General features: G+C 70.7%; 18 protein-coding genes. 1 reads left to right on the top strand and 17 read right to left on the bottom strand.

The annotated features are described in order from the left end of the window. Window positions 1-2 precede the first annotated feature (2 nt). From P5P27_RS07595 to rpsP, 13 genes are all read right to left on the bottom strand, one after another. The gene (locus P5P27_RS07595) at window positions 3-860 is read right to left on the bottom strand and encodes a siderophore-interacting protein (RefSeq protein ID WP_278127113.1); all 858 of its coding nucleotides are present in this window, start codon (window positions 858-860) and stop codon (window positions 3-5) included. Window positions 861-957: 97 nt separating this feature from the next. Beyond that, window positions 958-2,088: a DNA-processing protein DprA gene (gene dprA, locus P5P27_RS07590; protein ID WP_278127111.1), complete on the bottom strand. Its 1,131-nt coding sequence runs from the start codon at window positions 2,086-2,088 to the stop codon at window positions 958-960. Further along, window positions 2,085-3,602: a YifB family Mg chelatase-like AAA ATPase gene (locus P5P27_RS07585; RefSeq protein WP_039868021.1), complete on the bottom strand. Its 1,518-nt coding sequence runs from the start codon at window positions 3,600-3,602 to the stop codon at window positions 2,085-2,087. The genes dprA and P5P27_RS07585 overlap by 4 nt, the downstream gene beginning before the upstream one ends. 6 nt (window positions 3,603-3,608) lie before the next feature. Beyond that, window positions 3,609-4,025, bottom strand: a complete 417-nt coding sequence (locus tag P5P27_RS07580; RefSeq protein ID WP_006897902.1) for a YraN family protein — start codon at window positions 4,023-4,025, stop codon at window positions 3,609-3,611. A gap of 112 nt (window positions 4,026-4,137) precedes the next feature. Further along, window positions 4,138-4,449, bottom strand: a complete 312-nt coding sequence (locus tag P5P27_RS07575; RefSeq protein ID WP_006897903.1) for a DUF2469 domain-containing protein — start codon at window positions 4,447-4,449, stop codon at window positions 4,138-4,140. Next, on the bottom strand, window positions 4,449-5,108 hold the full coding sequence (locus tag P5P27_RS07570) for a ribonuclease HII (RefSeq protein WP_062366791.1): 660 nt from the start codon (window positions 5,106-5,108) through the stop codon (window positions 4,449-4,451). Before P5P27_RS07570 ends, P5P27_RS07575 begins: the two co-directional genes overlap by 1 nt. Continuing rightward, window positions 5,108-5,974: a signal peptidase I gene (gene lepB / locus P5P27_RS07565; protein ID WP_006897905.1), complete on the bottom strand. Its 867-nt coding sequence runs from the start codon at window positions 5,972-5,974 to the stop codon at window positions 5,108-5,110. The genes P5P27_RS07570 and lepB overlap by 1 nt, the downstream gene beginning before the upstream one ends. Window positions 5,975-6,108: 134 nt before the next feature. Beyond that, window positions 6,109-6,450 carry a 50S ribosomal protein L19 gene (gene rplS / locus P5P27_RS07560; protein WP_006897906.1) on the bottom strand — a complete coding sequence of 114 codons (342 nt, stop codon included), beginning with the start codon at window positions 6,448-6,450 and terminating at the stop codon, window positions 6,109-6,111. Window positions 6,451-6,628: 178 nt separating this feature from the next. Next, the gene (locus tag P5P27_RS07555; RefSeq protein ID WP_278127107.1) at window positions 6,629-7,870 is read right to left on the bottom strand and encodes a hypothetical protein; all 1,242 of its coding nucleotides are present in this window, start codon (window positions 7,868-7,870) and stop codon (window positions 6,629-6,631) included. Window positions 7,871-7,941: 71 nt separating this feature from the next. Continuing rightward, the gene (gene trmD, locus P5P27_RS07550) at window positions 7,942-8,622 is read right to left on the bottom strand and encodes a tRNA (guanosine(37)-N1)-methyltransferase TrmD (RefSeq protein WP_278127105.1); all 681 of its coding nucleotides are present in this window, start codon (window positions 8,620-8,622) and stop codon (window positions 7,942-7,944) included. 1 nt (window position 8,623) lies between these two features. Beyond that, complete coding sequence (rimM, locus tag P5P27_RS07545) at window positions 8,624-9,151, bottom strand: ribosome maturation factor RimM (RefSeq protein WP_006897909.1); 528 nt, start codon at window positions 9,149-9,151, stop codon at window positions 8,624-8,626. 22 nt (window positions 9,152-9,173) lie between these two features. After that, on the bottom strand, window positions 9,174-9,416 hold the full coding sequence (locus tag P5P27_RS07540) for an RNA-binding protein (RefSeq protein WP_006897911.1): 243 nt from the start codon (window positions 9,414-9,416) through the stop codon (window positions 9,174-9,176). Next, window positions 9,413-9,877 (bottom strand): 30S ribosomal protein S16, encoded by a 465-nt coding sequence (gene rpsP / locus P5P27_RS07535; RefSeq protein WP_006897912.1) that lies wholly within the window; start codon window positions 9,875-9,877, stop codon window positions 9,413-9,415. The genes P5P27_RS07540 and rpsP overlap by 4 nt, the downstream gene beginning before the upstream one ends. 281 nt (window positions 9,878-10,158) lie before the next feature. On the opposite strand from rpsP, the gene P5P27_RS07530 reads away from it, so the two are divergent. Beyond that, window positions 10,159-10,815, top strand: a complete 657-nt coding sequence (locus tag P5P27_RS07530; RefSeq protein WP_006897913.1) for a hypothetical protein — start codon at window positions 10,159-10,161, stop codon at window positions 10,813-10,815. A gap of 22 nt (window positions 10,816-10,837) precedes the next feature. Here P5P27_RS07530 and P5P27_RS07525 read toward each other — a convergent pair whose 3' ends face one another. The 4 genes from P5P27_RS07525 to P5P27_RS07510 form a co-directional block, all read right to left on the bottom strand. Next, window positions 10,838-11,911 (bottom strand): amidohydrolase family protein, encoded by a 1,074-nt coding sequence (locus tag P5P27_RS07525; RefSeq protein ID WP_006897914.1) that lies wholly within the window; start codon window positions 11,909-11,911, stop codon window positions 10,838-10,840. A 70-nt stretch (window positions 11,912-11,981) separates the two neighbouring features. After that, window positions 11,982-13,559, bottom strand: a complete 1,578-nt coding sequence (ffh, locus tag P5P27_RS07520; RefSeq protein WP_006897915.1) for a signal recognition particle protein — start codon at window positions 13,557-13,559, stop codon at window positions 11,982-11,984. 66 nt (window positions 13,560-13,625) lie between these two features. Further along, window positions 13,626-16,043, bottom strand: a complete 2,418-nt coding sequence (locus P5P27_RS07515; RefSeq protein ID WP_062366784.1) for a [protein-PII] uridylyltransferase — start codon at window positions 16,041-16,043, stop codon at window positions 13,626-13,628. After that, on the bottom strand, window positions 16,018-16,356 hold the full coding sequence (locus P5P27_RS07510; RefSeq protein ID WP_006896676.1) for a P-II family nitrogen regulator: 339 nt from the start codon (window positions 16,354-16,356) through the stop codon (window positions 16,018-16,020). The genes P5P27_RS07515 and P5P27_RS07510 overlap by 26 nt, the downstream gene beginning before the upstream one ends. Between the last annotated feature and the right edge of the window lie 38 nt (window positions 16,357-16,394).

The raw sequence follows: 16,394 nt of genomic DNA, 5'->3' as shown, positions 1-16,394 counted from the left end.
CGTCACACGTGCGATTCGGCCTTGCGCAGTTCGGCCTTCCACTGGCGGAAGCCCTCTTCGGTGCGGCCTCGGCGCCAGTAGCCGGAGATCGACGCCGCGCGCTTGGCGCTCACGCCACGTTCCTTCCGCACGTAGCCGCGCAGATTCTTCATCACCGCCTGTGCCTCGCCGTGGATGAACACCTGCGGTTCACCGTCGAGCCACTGCGCGGCGCGCACCGCGGCGATGACCGGCGCGTTGTCGCCCGACCGGTCGTCGGGGGCCTCGTTGGACGGCGCCCCGCGATGCACCCAGGTGATCTCGGCACCGGCGGGAGCGGTCAGCTCCACCTCGTCCTCGGGGCCGGCGACCTCGATGAACACCTTGGCCACCGCGTCCTGCGGCATCGCTTCGAGCGCCGCGGCCAGCGCGGGCAGGCCGGCTTCGTCCGACACCAGCAGGTGCCAGGGCGCGTCGGCCATGGGCCGGTAGCCGCTGCCCGGTCCCAGGAGGGTCACCGATTCGCCCGGCCGCACGCCTGCGGCCCACGGTCCGGCGACGCCCTCGTCACCGTGGACCACGAAGTCGATCGCCAATTCCGCGGCGTCCGGCCGGTAGTGACGGACCGTGTACGTGCGCAGGATCGGCTGCTGTTCGGCGGGATACGTGTCCCGGATCGCGTCCATGTCGACCGGCCGCGGGTAATCGACGCCCTCGGGTGCGAAGACGATCTTCACGTACATGTCGGTGTCGTGGTGACCGTCCTGTCCGCCCGCGGGGCGGAAGGCGGCGAACTCGTCACCGCCCAGCCACACGCGCACCATGTGCGGGGTCAGCCGCTCTGTCCGCAGGACCGTCAACGTGGTCACCGGCTTCGCCATCTGGTCTCCTCTTTCGGCACAACAAGATTAGGGCATCCTAAGATGCTCGCTCCATCGTAGGCGTCCCCCGACGTTCCCACCACCGGCGGTGTCCCACTCATCGAGCTCCTAACCGCCACGTGCCGTCGGAGCCGGCGACATGACCGGACAGATCGAGCGCCGCGAGGGCCCGAAGGACGTCGTCGATCGGCAGCCCCGCGGCGAACGCGATCTCGTCGACGGTCAGACCGCCGCGCGCGGGCAGCGCCTCCACCACGCGCAGCTGATCCGGACGCAGATCGTCGGTGCGGCGGCGCGGTGCCGCCTCCCGCGTGTCGCATCCGTCCGGGCTCGCGAGCGAGATCGCGGCGCCCGAATCGGCGACCAGCACGGCGTCGCCGTCGGCGATCATGGCGTTGGCACCCACCGAGGTGGCGCTGGTGACCGACCCGGGCACCGCCCCGAGCGGCCGGCCCAGCCGTTTGGCCCACGCCGCGGTGTTGGCCGCGCCCGACCGCCGTCCGGCCTCCACCACGATCACCGCGGACGAGAACGCCGCGACCAGACGATTCCGGGTGAGGAATCGATGTTTGGCCGCGGATGTGCCCGGCGGATACTCGCTGACGACGAGCCCGGTCTCGGCGATCCGGTGCAGCAACTGCGCGTGCCCGGACGGATACGTGCGGTCGATGCCGCACGCGAGGACGGCCACGGTGGTGCCTCCCGCACCGAGCGCTCCGCGATGCGCTGCCCCGTCGATCCCGTACGCCCCACCCGACACCACCGACCAGCCCTCGTCCGCCAGCGCGGCCGCCATCGCTCCGGCGACGTGATCGCCGTACGACGATGAGGCGCGCGAACCGACCAGCGCCATCGACCTGCCCACCGCGTCACCGCACGAGGCCGGCCCCCGCACCCAGAGTGCGAGCGGAGCTCCGCCCCGCGCGGCACTGTCCGCCTGATCGAGCGCCAGCAGCTGCCATCCGGGCCAGTCCGGATCGTCTCTGGTGAGCAGGCGCGCACCGATGCGCTCACACCTGGCCAGGTCCTCCGCCGCGGTGTCGGTCGCGGCGCGCGCCTGGGTGGGTGCCAGAACGCCGCGGTGCGCGGCGGGAACCTTCCGCGAACGAACCGCCGCGGCGGCGCCCAGCGGGCCGAGTTCGGCCACCAACGCGATCAGTGCCGCACACGGCGGCTCGGCCACCGCCGCGAGGTATGCCCACGCGCGGGCCGCCTTGTCGTCGGTCACGGTCGCCCTCCCCGGTCGCGGTACAGCAGCGCCGACACGATGTCGTCCTCCCCCGGCGCGTCGCCGCCCCGCAGATCGGTCAACGTCCAGGCCAGACGCAGCGCCCGATCGGCTCCGCGCGCCGTGATCCGTCCGGTGCGCAACGCCGCCTCCAGCGGCCGGCGCACCTGCGGCCCCGGCCGGAATCGGTGCCGCAGCGCGCTGCCCGGCACCTCCGCGTTGGTGCGCCAGCCGAATTCGGACCACCTCTCCCGCGCCGCCTCGCGCGCCCGCAGCACCCGCTCGGCGATCGCCGCGCTCGGCTCACCGCGTTCGGTCAGCAGTGTGACGTCGCCGGGCGGGTCCATGGCCACGCGGATGTCGATCCGGTCCATCAGCGGGCCCGACAGCCGGCCCAGGTAGCGGCGGCGCTGGATGGACGTGCAGATGCAGTCGACGTCCTTCGCGGGCGCGCACGGACACGGGTTGGCCGCGAGGATCAACTGGAAGCGCGCCGGATAGCGGGCGGTCCCGTCGCGACGCGAGATCCGGACCTCCCCCTCCTCCAGCGGCTGCCTCAGCGAATCGAGGACTTTCGGTCCCATCTCCGCGCATTCGTCGAGGAAGAGGATTCCGCGGTGCGCCCGCGACACCGATCCCGGCCGCGCGATCCCGGTCCCGCCGCCCAGCAGCGCGGTGATGCTCGTGCTGTGGTGCGGTGCCACGAACGGCGGCAGGGTGATCAACGGCCGATGCTCGGGCAGCGTTCCCGCGATCGAATGGATCGCGGTCACCTCGAGCGACTCCTCCTCGGTGAGGCTCGGCAGAATACCCGGCAACCGGCACGCCAGCATCGTCTTGCCGATGCCGGGCGGACCGGTCATCAGCAGGTGATGCGATCCGGCCGCGGCGATCTCGAGCGCGCGCCGTGCCGTCGCCTGGCCGGCCACGTCGGCCATGTCGGGGATCGCCGGCGGCGCCGGCTCCGCGGTCTCGCCGTCGACGGTGTCGAGCGCGCGATCTCCGCTCAACCACGACAGCACGTCCGACAGCGACCGCGCCCCGCCGATGTCGAGCCCCGACACCAGAGCCGCCTCGGCGACGTTCTCGGCCGGCACCACCGCCCGCTCGAACCCGGCCTCCCGCGCTGCCAGCAGCAGTGGCAGCACCCCGCGCACCGGACGCACCCGGCCGTCGAGCGCCAGTTCGCCGAGCATCACCGTCCCCGGCAGCCTCGTGGTGGGCACCTTCTGCGCCGCGATCAGCACACTGACCGCCATCGGCAGATCGAAGCCCGGCCCGCTCTTGGGCAGTCGGGCCGGTGCCAGCGCGATCGTGACCTTGGTGGTCGGGAACTGTATCGCGCTGTTCGCGATCGCGGCCCGCACGCGCTCCTTCGCCTCACGCAGCGAGGTGTCCACACTCCCGCTGATGGTCAGCCCGGGCAGCCCCGCGCTGATGTTGGCCTGAATCTCGATCACATCAGCGGCGAAGGCGTTGAGCCCCACCGAATGTACTCTCCCCAGTCCGGACATCGGGCGCTACTCGCACACACCGACGTGGTGCCACCACATCGCGCGCTCGAGGTCCTCCGGATCGGTCATGTCCAACTGCACCGAGACCACGTCGAAACGGACGACCTCCCAGAACGCGTCCTGCTGAGCCAGCCACTGCTGTGCCAGCCGCCGCATTCGGCGCAGCTTGTCGGGGGTCACCGCACCGAGCGGATCGGTGAACGTCCGGCTGGCCCGCGTCTTCACTTCCACGATCACCAGAGTCCGACCGTCGGCGGCGACGATGTCGAGCTCGCCGTACCTCGTCCGCCAGTTCCGGTCGAGGATCCGCCAGCCGAGATCCGCCACGCGCGCCGCGGCCAGATCCTCGCCGACCCGCCCGATCAGACCGCGGCGGTCCACGCCCCGCTTCTCCCGCTTTCGCTGCTCCTGTTGTTCCCCCATGCGGGACAGGATGCGCCAATGCGGCGACCCGTGACAGGTCCCGATCGCCCGTTCCTCGGCGAGTGTGCATACCGCGGATGTTCTGCACAGTCCGCGACCACCCGCCCGGGGCTCAGGGCTCGTCGGGCAGCCGCAGTTCCGGCTTCTCCAGTTCCTCGATGTTGACGTCCTTGAACGTCACCACGCGAACCTGCTTGACGAAGCGAGCGGGCCGGTACATGTCCCACACCCACGCATCGGTCATGTGAATCTCGAAATAGACTTCGCCGTCCGCATTGCGCGGAACCAGATTCACACCGTTCGCGAGGTAGAAGCGGCGCTCGGTCTCCACGACGTAGGTGAACTGACCGACGATGTCCTTGTACTCCTTGTACAGGGACAGCTCCATCTCGGCTTCGTACTTCTCGAGATCCTCAGCGCTCATCAGGCCAGCCTATCGCGGACGTTCCGGTACGACATACGGTGCTCCGCCGAGGGACCGCGCGCGTCCAGACACTCCATGTGCAGCGCCGTGCTGTAGCCCTTGTGCACCGCGAACTGATAGCCCGGCACCTCGTCGTCGAGTGCCACCATCATCCGGTCGCGGGTCACTTTCGCGAGGATCGAGGCGGCGGCGATGCACGCCGCGTTCGCGTCGCCCCCGATCACCGGGAGCGACGGCGCGGGCAGCCCCGGCACGTGGAATCCGTCGGACAGGACGTACCCGGGCCGCACCGACAGTCCGGCCACCGCGCGCCGCATGCCTTCGATGTTGGCGACGTGGACCCCGAGGCGGTCCACCTCGGCCGCCGGGATCGCCACCACCTTCCAGCTGACCGCATGCCGCACGACCGCCGAGTAGAGCTTCTCGCGCACCGGCTCCGAGAGCTTCTTCGAGTCGTCCAGCGCAGCGAGAGACTTCAGTTGCGAAGTGCTCAGCACGCATGCCGCCACCACGAGCGGGCCGGCGCACGCACCCCGGCCCGCCTCGTCGACGCCGGCCACCGGGCCGAGCCCCTGGCGGGCCAGGGTGAACTCCAGTGTCCGCAATCCCGCTGCCTTCCGAACCGGCGACCGCGGGGGCCATCGAGTCGATCCGGGCATCAGCTCTGCGGGTCGACCGAGCCCACGCCCCCGATCCGGGAGAACGGGTAGATGATGAACCGGACCTTGCCGCGGACGTCGGAGACCGGCACCGTGCCGTGGAACTCGTCGTCGATGTGGGCCCGTGAGTCGGCGGAGTTGCTGCGGTTGTCGCCCATCACCCAGAGATTGCCCTCGGGCACCTTGATCGGGCCGAAGTCGCTGCCGTAGCACGAGCCCTGACCGAGCACCCCGCCCGACTGCTGGTAGGTCTGCGCCTGCAACTGCTTGTCGATGTACGGCTCGTGGAGGGGCTTGCCGTCCACCGTGACACCCTTGCCGTCGGCCTCGCGGCACTGGACGGTCTGCCCGCCGACCGCGATCACCCGCTTGACGAGGTTGTTCTCGTCCGGCGGCGCGAGAGCGAACAGCGACAGCACGTCCTGGATCTTGTGCACCACCGGGTTCGACGAGCGAGGCGACGACCATCCTTCGTCCCACGAACTGGTCGGGGCCTTGAAGACCACCACGTCACCGGGCTTCGGGTCACTGAACCGGTACACCATCTTGTCGACCACGATGTGGTCGTTGGTGCACCCGTAGCAGCCGTGCAGGGTCGGTTCCATGGACTCCGACGGCACCACGTACTGCCGAAAGAAGAACTGGGTGAACACGAACATGAGCACCAGTACGATGCCGACGATGATCAGCAGTTCGCGGAGCCAGCGGCTCTTGCCCTTCTGCTCGTCCTCGGGGGCGTCGTCCCGGAAGGTGAAGCCGGAATCGGACTCGGCGCCCCCACTGCTGCCGCGCTCGTCGTTCGCCTGCGACGGGTCGTCCCCGCGGGTGTTGTCGTCCACGTAGAACAGGGTACTGATGTCCGTCACCGCTCCCGACCACCCGGTTCACTTTCGACGCGCCGCCGGGCCGACACGAACAGACCCCGCCCCGCGGGCCGAGGTGGTCGGCGCCGTGCGGGACGGGGTCTGGATGTTCGTTTCTCGCCGGGGCGAGCAGAAGCTCAGCGCTTCTCCTTGATCTTCGCAGCCTTGCCGCGCAGATCGCGCAGGTAGTACAGCTTCGCGCGACGGACGTCACCGCGGGTCAGGACGTCGATCTTGGCGATGTTCGGGCTGTGCACGGGGAAGGTGCGCTCCACACCGACACCGAACGAGACCTTGCGGACCGTGAAGGTCTCGCGGATGCCGCCGCCCTGGCGGCGGATCACGACGCCCTTGAAGACCTGCACGCGCTCCTTCGAGCCCTCGATGACCTTGACGTGCACGTCGAGGGTGTCGCCGGGGCCGAACTCGGGGATGTCGTCGCGAAGGGACTGCTTGTCGATGAGGTCCAGGGTGTTCATTTCTCGTCCAATCTGGGCGGGGACAGAGGAACCTGGCGGCCCCGACGCGAATTCGGCGGGGTTCGACCGGTTCATGCCCGTGGCATGGGGTCCGTGCGCTGCAGCGGTCGACGCGAGGTCTCCGGCAGGCAACCTGAAACATTGTGCCACCTCCACCCGGCATGAGGGAAATCCGCGATCACAGCGTCAGGTCGAGTTCCTGGTCGTCATCGTCGCCGGGCGGTTGCACGTCGGTGCCGGGCCCGGCCTCGGGGACGCCTTCCTCGAGATCGCCGATGACCGCCGGCGCGACGAGCGGCTGCGGGCCCAGCACGAGGATTCCCTCCGTCGCCGAGCGCAGATAGTCGGCGGGCCTGTGGCCGTCCTCGTCCTCGGAGCGTCGCGCCGACGGTGCGGCTCCGTACGGCCCGCCGCCCGGCCGGGAGGCGGAGGCATTGCCTGCCGTCGCCGTGCGCCCTGCCGGCACCGACGCCGCTCGCGACGCGGACGAGGTCGTCTGCGCGGTCGTCTCAGACACGACCGACCTCGGCGCGGCCGGCACCGACGGGGCGGCCCGCACCGGCGGCGGGACGGCGTCGAGGACGCCAGGCGCGGCTGAGAGCTCCGCCGACCGAGCCGAAGACGTGTGACGAGACGGGCCAGGGCGGGCCGTTCTGCCCGGCGGGCCGATACCGTCGTCGCCCGCGGCGGGGCCGGTCGGGCCTCTCGCAGCGGCCGGAGCCGCTCCCGGTGAGGGTCCGGGACCCGCCGACGACTGCTTCGGGCCCGCATCCGCGGCGACACCGGGTCGCGGAGGGCCGGCCGCGGGCGCGGCGCCGGCGCCCTGATCGGGTGCGGCGGCGACCGGACCGTCCCCGACCGGCGGTCCGTCGCCGGACGGGACGTCCACGGCCATCGGTCCGGCCACTGCCGGAACTGCCGCTCGGTCGGCCGTGTCGGCGGCCGCGGGCGCTCCGTGCGAGGCAGGCGACGCGTCCGGACCGCCGGAGAGGAGGCCGCGGGCCGAGGAGTCCATCGGAGCGTTGTACACCCCGGCCAGTTCGGTACCGACGCCGAGCAGCGCCGACAGCACTGCGGGCTGGGTGGTGCCGACGACGCTCAGTGCGACGACCCTGGGCCGATACGCCACCGCTCCGGCCAGCACGCCCGAGGCGGAGGCCAGCGAGCTACGGCCGCTCGCGAGACGATCCGAGGTGGAAGTGATCCGCTCCGCGAGATCGACACCGGCCCTCGCCCCGCCGTCCGCGGCCGCACCGACGAGCGAACCGGTGCCGAACACGGCGGCCATCCGCTCCCCGATCGCCCGCGCGGCGTCGACGATGCGGGCGATCTCCGCGGCGTCGGCCGCGGCCGCGCCGGGATCCATCGAATCGAGCCGGGCGAGGAGTTCCTCGGCGGCCACCGTCCACGTGGTGCTCATACTCGTTGGACGCAGCGGCGGCCGCACCGGTTCCGCGACACGCCGCAGCACACGGCGTCCGCCCGCCCGGATCAGTCCTGCAGCAGGTCCGGGCGCCGCTCACGCGTGCGTTCGCGCGACTGCTCTCGCCGCCACTGCGCGACTCGGCCGTGGTCTCCGGACAGGAGCACCGCGGGCACCTCCAGTCCGCGCCACACTCTGGGACGGGTGTAACTCGGACCTTCGAGCAACCCGTCGGAGAACGAATCCTCCTGGTGCGACTGCGGATTGCCGAGCACACCCGGCATCAGACGGGTGGTGGCCTCGACCATGGCGAGGACGGCCACCTCGCCGCCGATCAGCACGAAGTCGCCGAGCGAGACCTCCTCCACACGCACCCGGCGGGCGGCGTCGTCGAAGACCCGCTGATCGATCCCCTCGTAACGGCCGCACGCGAAGACCAGATGCCGCTCGGAACTCCAGCGCTGGGCCGTGGCCTGTGTGAAGGGCACGCCCGCCGGCGTCGGCACCACCAGCAGCGCGTCGTCCGGGCAGACGGCGTCGAGCGCCTCGCCCCACACCTGTGGCTTCATCACCATCCCTGGACCGCCGCCGTAGGGCGCGTCGTCGACGCTGTGGTGGACGTCGTACGTCCACTGCCGCAGATCGTGGACGCCGACCTCGATCAGTCCGGCGTCGATCGCCTTTCCGAGGAGTGCCGCCCGCATCGGTTCGAGGTACTCCGGGAAGATCGTCACGACATCAATGCGCATGTCAGTCCTCGACGGGGTCGATCAGACCGTCGGGCGGATCGATCTCGATGCCCTCGCGGGTCACGGTGGGGACGATCTCGCGCACGAACGGCACGAGCACCTCGCGACCGTCACCGGTGGTCACCGACAGCAGTTCGCCACCGGGCAGGTGCAGCACCTCTCTGACCGTGCCGACGCTCTCACCGCCGACCGTCGCGACGGGCAGTCCCTCGAGCTCGTGGTCGTAGAACTCGTCCGGGTCGTCGCCGGAGTCGACGTCGGCGGCGTCGATGACGAACAGGGTGCCGCGCAGCCGGTCCGCCTCGTCGCGACCGCCTACGCCGGCAAGCGACAGCAACAGCCGCCCGGCATGCATCCGGGCGGCTGTCACTTCGTACTCGGTCTCCCCGCCGCCGGCAGTCCGCGGGGCACGGCCGCGCAGGCGCGTGCCGACCGCGAAACGTCCGGCGGGATCGTCCGTGCGGATGTCGACGACGACTTCACCACGGACTCCGTGCGTCTTGACGACACGACCGATCACCAGATCCATCAGATCCGAGTCCTGCTTTCGATCAGCGATCGGTGTCGACGATGTCCACGCGCACACCGCGGCCGCCGATGCCGGAGACCAGGGTGCGCAGCGCGGTGGCGGTGCGGCCGTTGCGGCCGATCACCTTGCCGAGATCGTCGGGGTTGACATGAACCTCGACCATCCGGCCGCGACGGCCGGTGATGAGGTCGACCCGGACGTCGTCCGGGTTGGCGACGATGCCGCGAACGAGGTGTTCGACGGCGTCGGCGACGACGGCGCTCACGCGTCCGCCTTGGCGTCACCGGCCTCCTCGGCGGGAGCCTCGGCAGCGGCGTCGTCGGCCTTCTCGTCAGCCTTCTTCGCCTTCTTCTTGGCGGTGGTCGCGGCGGCGGCCGGCTCGTTCTCGGCAGCGGCGAGGGCGGCGTTGAACAGATCCTGCTTGGAGGTCTTCGGCTCGGCGACCTTCAGGGTGCCCTCGGCGCCCGGCAGGCCCTTGAACTTCTGCCAGTCACCGGTGATCTTCAGGATGGCGGCGACCGGCTCGGTCGGCTGCGCGCCGACGCCCAGCCAGTACTGAGCGCGCTCCGAGTCGACCTCGATCAGCGACGGCTCTTCCTTCGGGTGGTACTTGCCGATGGTCTCGATGACGCGGCCGTCGCGGCGAGTGCGGGCGTCGGCGACGACGATGCGGTACTGCGGGTTGCGGATCTTGCCGAGCCGGGTGAGCTTGATCTTGACAGCCATGTGGGCGTCTCCTTGTGTCACAGCGCAATTCAGCGACCCGTCGATCGGCGACGAGCCCGGTTTTGCGTTCTCTATCGGGGTGACCGCCGGTCGGCCGTGGCCGGCTCCGGCGAACCAGCGACTCATTCTGCCAGAGGTACGAGCCGCCACCCAAACCGGAGCGCCGGCTCACTGGGTCCCGACCACCGGAAATCGGTCCCGGCGCGTGCAGCCGGTAGCGTGACATCGGACATCGGCGGCCGCACCGGCCGCCGCACGACGCCCCGGAGACCTGAGAATCCATGCTGCACGCCCTGTCGCTCGCATTCGTCGACTCGGTGAACGTGCTCCTGATCGGGGTTCTCGTCACGCTGGCGCTCATACTGGGTCCCGGCCAGTACCGGCGGATCGCACCGCTGGTGCTGATCGGCGACTGGCTCGGCGTTCTCGTTCTGGCGATCGCCGTGATGCTGGTGTTCGACGGCCTCCAATCGGTGGTCGACGCCGTGATCTCCTCACCGCTGTTCGGGATCCTGCTGATCCTGACCGGTCTGCTCACCGCATTCCTCACCTGGCGCGGCGGTGACTCGTCGGACCTCGTCGACAAGATCCTCACGCCGCTGCGGGCGCCGTCCCCCCTGACCCTGCTGGTCGGATTCGTGCTCGGCGTGGTCCAGTCGGCCACGTCCGTGCCGTTCTACGCGGGCCTGGCGGTCCTGTCGGCGACCGACATCCCGCTCACCGAGCGGTATCTCGGTGTGGTCCTGTACGCCACGGTGGCCCTGAGCCTGCCCCTGCTCGCCGGCCTGGCGCTGGTGGTGGTGCGTGCCCGCCCACACTGGTGGATCGGTCGGGTGTTCGCCTACGGCCGGCGCAACCGCGAAGTGGTGATCCGCTATGCGGGCTGGTTCGTCACGGTGCTGCTGATCGTGATCGGCGTGCTGCAGATCCTCGGCTGACCGGCGCGGCTCACGCCGTGGGCTATGCGATCTTCTCGCCGCCGCAGACCACGTGGAGCGGTCGCCGCAACGTCGTCAGGTCGGCAGCCGGATCGGCGTCGAGGACCATGAAGTCGGCGCGTGCACCGTGCTCGAGCCCGGACGCTCCCAGCCACTCGCGCGGGGCGGTCGAGGCCGCGGCCAGCGCGTCGAGCGGGCTGAAACCGACACCGACGAGGGCCTCGATCTCGTCGACGATCCGGCCGTGCCCGATGAACCCGCCCGCATCGGTGCCCGCGTAGATCCGCACCCCCGCCTCGCGGGCCCGGGCGAAGACCTCGCCTCGACCGGCGTACAGCGCCCGCATGTTGGCCTGGTACCTCGGGAATCGGTCCGCACCGTCGGCGATCTCCGGGAAGTTCTCCAGCTGAATCAGGGTCGGCACCAACGCGATGTCCTTGCGCACCATCTCGTCGATCAGGTCCTCGCTCAGACCGGTGCCGTGCTCGATCGAGTCGAACCCCGCCCCGATGATGTCGTCGAGCCCGTCCGCTCCGAAGACGTGGGCGGTGATCCGGGCACCGTTCTCGTGCGCGGCGGCGACGGCCGCGTCGAGCTGATCGCGGGTCCACAGCGGAGCCAGATCGCCCACCTCGCGGTCGATCCAGTCGCCGACCAGCTTGACCCATCCGTCTCCGTCGCGGGCCTGACGTGCCACCTCGTCCGCCAGATCGTCCGGGTTCTCGAGTTCCACACCGTAGTCGCGCAGGTAGCGCTTGGGCCGGGCGATGTGCTTGCCCGACCGGATGAAACGGGGCCCGGTCGGGTCGGCGTCGAGCGGATGGGTGTCGAGCGGCGATCCCACCTCGCGGATCAGCAGCGCACCGGCCCGGGCGTCGGCCCTCGCGTACTCGCGCGCCCGGTCGATGGTGACCCCGAGCCCGGGTGCGATGCCGACGTGGTTGTGCGCGTCCACCAGACCCGGGACGATCCATCCGCCCCCGGCCTTCTCAGCGCCGGCGACCGGCTCGGTCGAGACGGCTCCGTCGACGACCCAGAGGGTCAGGGCCTCGCCGGTGAACGGATCGGTACCGGTGAATTCGAGCGCTTGAGTCATCACAGGGCCTTTCGCGGCCGAGCCGTTCGCGATTCGGCGACGGCCGGCGACCGCTGACTTCTCGGGAAACCTACTTCTTGGGGAACTTCAGGTCGTTGAGGTCGATGCCCTCCAGACCGGGCGGCAGTTCGTCGAGGCCGGGAGGCATGTTGCTCAGATCCAGACCGGGCGGCAGTCCCATGCCCGGCGGCATGCCGGGCATGCCCGGGAATCCGCCGCGCATCGCCTTGGGCGGCGTGGGTCCGCGACCCTTGCCCTTCCCCTTCTTGCCCTTCTTGCCCTTGCGCGCGTTCTTGCGGCCGCCGCCCATGCCCATCCGGCCCGACATCTGCGACATCATCTTGCGTGCGGCGAAGAACCGGTCGACGAGCTGGTTCACGTCGGTCACCGTGACGCCGGAGCCGTTCGCTATGCGGATCCGTCGGGAGGCGTTGATGATCTTCGGGTTGTCGCGCTCGGCGGGCGTCATGCCCCGGATGATCGCCTGGATCTTGTCGAGCTGCTTGTCGTCGACCTGCGAGAGCGCGTCCTTCATGTCGCCTGCGCCGGGAAGCATGCCCAACAGGTTCCCGATCGGTCCCATCTTGCGGATCATCAGCATCTGCTGCAGGAAGTCCTCCAGCGTCAGCTCGCCCTGGCTGATCTTGGCAGCGGTCTTCTCCGCCTCGGCCTGGTCGAAGTGCTGCTCGGCCTGCTCGATGAGCGAGAGGACGTCGCCCATCCCCAGGATGCGGCTGGCCATGCGGTCCGGATGGAAGACGTCGAAGTCGTCGAGTTTCTCACCGGTCGAGGCGAACATGATCGGCCGTCCGGTGATCTCGCGGACCGAGAGCGCGGCGCCGCCCCGGGCGTCGCCGTCGAGCTTGGTGAGGACCACGCCGGTGAAGTCGACGCCGTCGGCGAAGGCCTGGGCGGTGGTGACCGCGTCCTGGCCGATCATGGCGTCGAGGACGAACAGCACCTCGTCCGGGTCGGTCGCGTCCCGGATGTCGGAGGCCTGCCGCATCAGTTCCGCGTCGATGCCCAGACGGCCCGCGGTGTCGATGATGACCACATCGTGCTGCTTGTCGCGGGCCTCCTGCACGCCGGCCCGTGCGACGGCGACCGGATCGGCCGAGCCGTCGACGCCGAGTTCGCCCTCGCCGCCGACCGAGGTGCCCGGATGCGGCGCGAAGACCGGCACTCCGGCCCGCTCACCGACGATCTGGAGCTGCTGCACGGCGCCGGGGCGCTGTAGGTCACAGGCCACGAGCAGCGGCGTGTGACCCTGCTTGACCAGCCACGCCGACAGCTTGCCCGCGAGGGTCGTCTTACCGGCGCCCTGCAGACCGGCGAGCATGATGACCGTCGGCGGGTTCTTTGCGAGGCGGATGCGCCGCGTCTCGCCGCCCAGGATGCCGACCAGTTCCTCGTTGACGATCTTGACGATCTGTTGAGCCGGATTCAGGGCGCCGGAGACCTCGGCGCCCTTCGCGCGTTCCTTGATGCGGCTGATGAAGGCGCGGACCACGGGCAGCGAGACGTCGGCCTCGAGCAGTGCGAGGCGGATCTCGCGCGCGGTCGCGTCGATGTCCGCGTCGGTCAGCCGTCCCTTGCCGCGCAGGTCCTTCAGAGCACCGGTCAACCGGTCAGAGAGGGATTCGAACATTCCTCCATCCTTCCACGTCCGGGCACGGCGATGTCGCGCGGATCGTGATCGGCTCCGGGCCGGGCCTCACCGCGTGGGCGCGCAGACCGCCAGGACCGCCGCCGCCACCGCGTGGCGCGCCGCCGGTCCGTCGTCCGGGAGGCTGAGGCAGAAGGTGTCGACGGCCGTCGCACCCAGGGTGGAGACCTTCGCCCAGGCGACGTCGGCACGCGCCTTCTCCAGCTCGGCGGCGACGCGCGCGAGAAGGCCTTCGTCGTCGGCCGCGCGCAGTTCCAGCAGCGGACGCCCGTGCGGGCCCGCGAGCCAGCGTGCCCGCGGCGGCGCCGCGGTGCGGCTCACCGGGACCGCGGGTCGGCCGGAGACCCCCGCCTCGGGCAGGCGGGCTGCCGCCCGCGCCGCCAGCTCGGCCACCGGGTCCCGATCGCCGTCGAGCACCGCGGCCAGACGTTGCCGCAGCAGCGGCGCATCGGGCGGACCGCCGAAGGTCGGCATCACCACGAACGAGTCGACGGCGTGCCCGGCATGACCGGCGACCGTCGCCGAGTGCGCGTGCAGGCCCGACAGTGCGAGCACACCGGCCATCTTCGACAGCAGTCCCGGCCGGTCGGGCGCGATCATGGTGACGATCGTCATGTTCGGACCGTCCCCGGGACGCAGGCTCACGTGGAGACCGCCGCGGTCGGCCAGCTCACGCAGGTCCGGCGGGATCGGGTCGGGTGCGGGCACCGGCGCTCCGCCGATGTGCGCGACGACGCGTTCGACCAACCCGGAGATCAGGGTGGCCTTCCACTCCCCCCACACCCCCGGGCCGGTGGCGCGGGAGTCGGCGTCCGAGAGGGCTCCCAGGAGTTCGGCCAGGACCGCGCTCCCGCCGAGCACGTCGGCCACGTGCGCCACGACCTCCGGATCGGCCGGGTCGCGACGCGTCACCACCCGGTGGAGCAGCAGATGGTGGCGGACGAGTTCGGCGAGCAGGCGCCGATCCGGCTCCCACAGGCCCAGACGCCGCCCGATGTGTTCGGCGAGTTCGGCGCCGACGGCGCAGTGGTCGCCGCCGCGCCCCTTGCCGATGTCGTGCAGCAACGCGCCGAGCAGCAGCAGATCGGGACGCGAGACGCTGGTGGTCAGTTCCGCCGCCGCGGCGACCGTCTCGATGAGATGCCGGTCGACGGTCCAGGTGTGAATGCCGTCGCGGGGCGGCAGGTCGCGGACCCGATCCCATTCGGGGAACAGTGCGCCCCACAGTCCGGCCCGGTCGAGGGCCTCGATCGGGCCGGCCATGTCGTGCCCCGACGCCAGCAGCACCAGCAGATCGGCGAGGGCCTCCGACGACCACGGCTCCGGCATCGGCGCACCGTAGGTGGCCAGGCGCTCGAGCGCCGGGCCGTTGATCGGCAGCCGGTTCCGGGCGGCCGCGGCGGCCACCCGCAGCACCAGACCCGGATCCTGGCTGGGAATGGCCGAGCGTGCGAGTACCACCTCGCCGCCCTGTTCGACCACCCCTTCGTCGAGCGGGCGCCGCAATGCCGCGGCGCGGCGCAACCGAGAGAACCCGCGTCGGCTCACGGCGTTCTGGGCGGTGCGCAAACCGGCGTCGACAGCGTACGAGGTGGTCCGTCCGGCATCGCTGATCCGCCGGGAGAGCTCGAAGCGATCGGCGACACCGAGTGCCGCGGCGATGTCGTCGGCATCCTGGGCGCGGATCTGGTCACGTGCCCGGCCGGCGATCCGATGCGCCTCGCCGCGCGCGGCGAGCAGGAAGTCGTAGGCACGCGGCAGCGGCGAACCCTCGGTGCCGGGATCGAGACGGGCGAGCCCGTCGGTCAACTGCGCGAGCGCGAGCGCATTCAGCAACTGGATGTCGCGCAGTCCCCCGCGGCCGTTCTTCAGATCCGGCTCGGCGCGGTGGGCGATGTCGCCGGTGCGCCGCCAGCGGTCTTCCGCGGCTTCGATCACCTGCGGCAACCGCATCCGCGCCTCCGACCGCCAGAGGTTGCGCACCGAGACGGTCATCAACCGGGCGAGGTCCTCGTCGCCGGCGATGAACCGGGAGTCGAGGAGCCCGAGCGCGGCCGTGGCGTCCTCGCGCGTCACCCGCATGGCCTCCGGCACCGATCGCACACTGTGGTCGAGGGAGATTCCCGCGTCCCACAGCGGGTACCAGAGTCCGTCCGCCACCTCCGACAGTCGTTCGGGGTACCGGTCGTCGTGCACCAGGATCAGGTCGAGGTCGGAGTAGCCGACCATCTCCCGGCGACCCAGGCTGCCGACCGCGACAACGGCGAATCCGCTGCGCTCGACGATCCCGAGCGACCGTGCCCGTTCCACGAGCCAGTCCTCGAACAGTGCGCCGATCGCCTCGCGCTGACGCGCTCCGACCAGGGAATCGTCCTGCAGCAGCACCGATCTCGCCGCACCGAGCGTGGCGCCGGAGGTGGACCCCGGCGCCCGCCCGGCCTCAGATGGCCTCTGGTCCGCGTTCACCGGTCCGCACCCGGATGATCGACTCCACCGGTGTCACCCAGACCTTCCCGTCACCGATCTTCCCGGTGCGGGCCGACTCGACGATCACCTCGGCCACCTGGTCCACTGCCTCATCGTCGACGACGACCTCCACCCGGACCTTCGGGACGAAGTCGACGGCGTACTCGGCGCCGCGGTACACCTCGGTGTGCCCCTTCTGCCGCCCGTAGCCCTGTACCTCGCTGACGGTCATCCCGACGATCCCGATGTGCTCCAGACCGGCTTTGACGTCCTCGAGGGTGAACGGCTTGACGATTGCGGTGATCAGTTTCATGGATAAACCCTTCTCTCCCGATCGAGACTAGTGTCTGC

The sequence above is a fragment of the Gordonia sihwensis genome, assembly GCF_029632925.1.
GTDB lineage: Bacteria > Actinomycetota > Actinomycetes > Mycobacteriales > Mycobacteriaceae > Gordonia > Gordonia sihwensis.
Note: the sequence above shows the minus strand (reverse complement) of the source record. Positions and strands in the feature narration are given on the sequence as shown.

Coding starts and splice junctions, on each gene's coding strand:
- P5P27_RS07555 (WP_278127107.1), bottom strand. CDS start 7,870: ATGAGCACCACGTGGACGGTGGCCGCCGAGGAACTCCTCGCCCGGCTC.
- rplS (WP_006897906.1), bottom strand. CDS start 6,450: ATGAACACCCTGGACCTCATCGACAAGCAGTCCCTTCGCGACGACATC.
- P5P27_RS07510 (WP_006896676.1), bottom strand. CDS start 16,356: ATGAAACTGATCACCGCAATCGTCAAGCCGTTCACCCTCGAGGACGTC.
- rimM (WP_006897909.1), bottom strand. CDS start 9,151: ATGGATCTGGTGATCGGTCGTGTCGTCAAGACGCACGGAGTCCGTGGT.
- P5P27_RS07525 (WP_006897914.1), bottom strand. CDS start 11,911: ATGACTCAAGCGCTCGAATTCACCGGTACCGATCCGTTCACCGGCGAG.
- trmD (WP_278127105.1), bottom strand. CDS start 8,622: ATGCGCATTGATGTCGTGACGATCTTCCCGGAGTACCTCGAACCGATG.
- rpsP (WP_006897912.1), bottom strand. CDS start 9,877: ATGGCTGTCAAGATCAAGCTCACCCGGCTCGGCAAGATCCGCAACCCG.
- ffh (WP_006897915.1), bottom strand. CDS start 13,559: ATGTTCGAATCCCTCTCTGACCGGTTGACCGGTGCTCTGAAGGACCTG.
- P5P27_RS07570 (WP_062366791.1), bottom strand. CDS start 5,108: ATGCCCGGATCGACTCGATGGCCCCCGCGGTCGCCGGTTCGGAAGGCA.
- P5P27_RS07580 (WP_006897902.1), bottom strand. CDS start 4,025: ATGGGGGAACAACAGGAGCAGCGAAAGCGGGAGAAGCGGGGCGTGGAC.
- P5P27_RS07575 (WP_006897903.1), bottom strand. CDS start 4,449: ATGAGCGCTGAGGATCTCGAGAAGTACGAAGCCGAGATGGAGCTGTCC.
- P5P27_RS07585 (WP_039868021.1), bottom strand. CDS start 3,602: ATGTCCGGACTGGGGAGAGTACATTCGGTGGGGCTCAACGCCTTCGCC.
- P5P27_RS07530 (WP_006897913.1), top strand. CDS start 10,159: ATGCTGCACGCCCTGTCGCTCGCATTCGTCGACTCGGTGAACGTGCTC.
- P5P27_RS07595 (WP_278127113.1), bottom strand. CDS start 860: ATGGCGAAGCCGGTGACCACGTTGACGGTCCTGCGGACAGAGCGGCTG.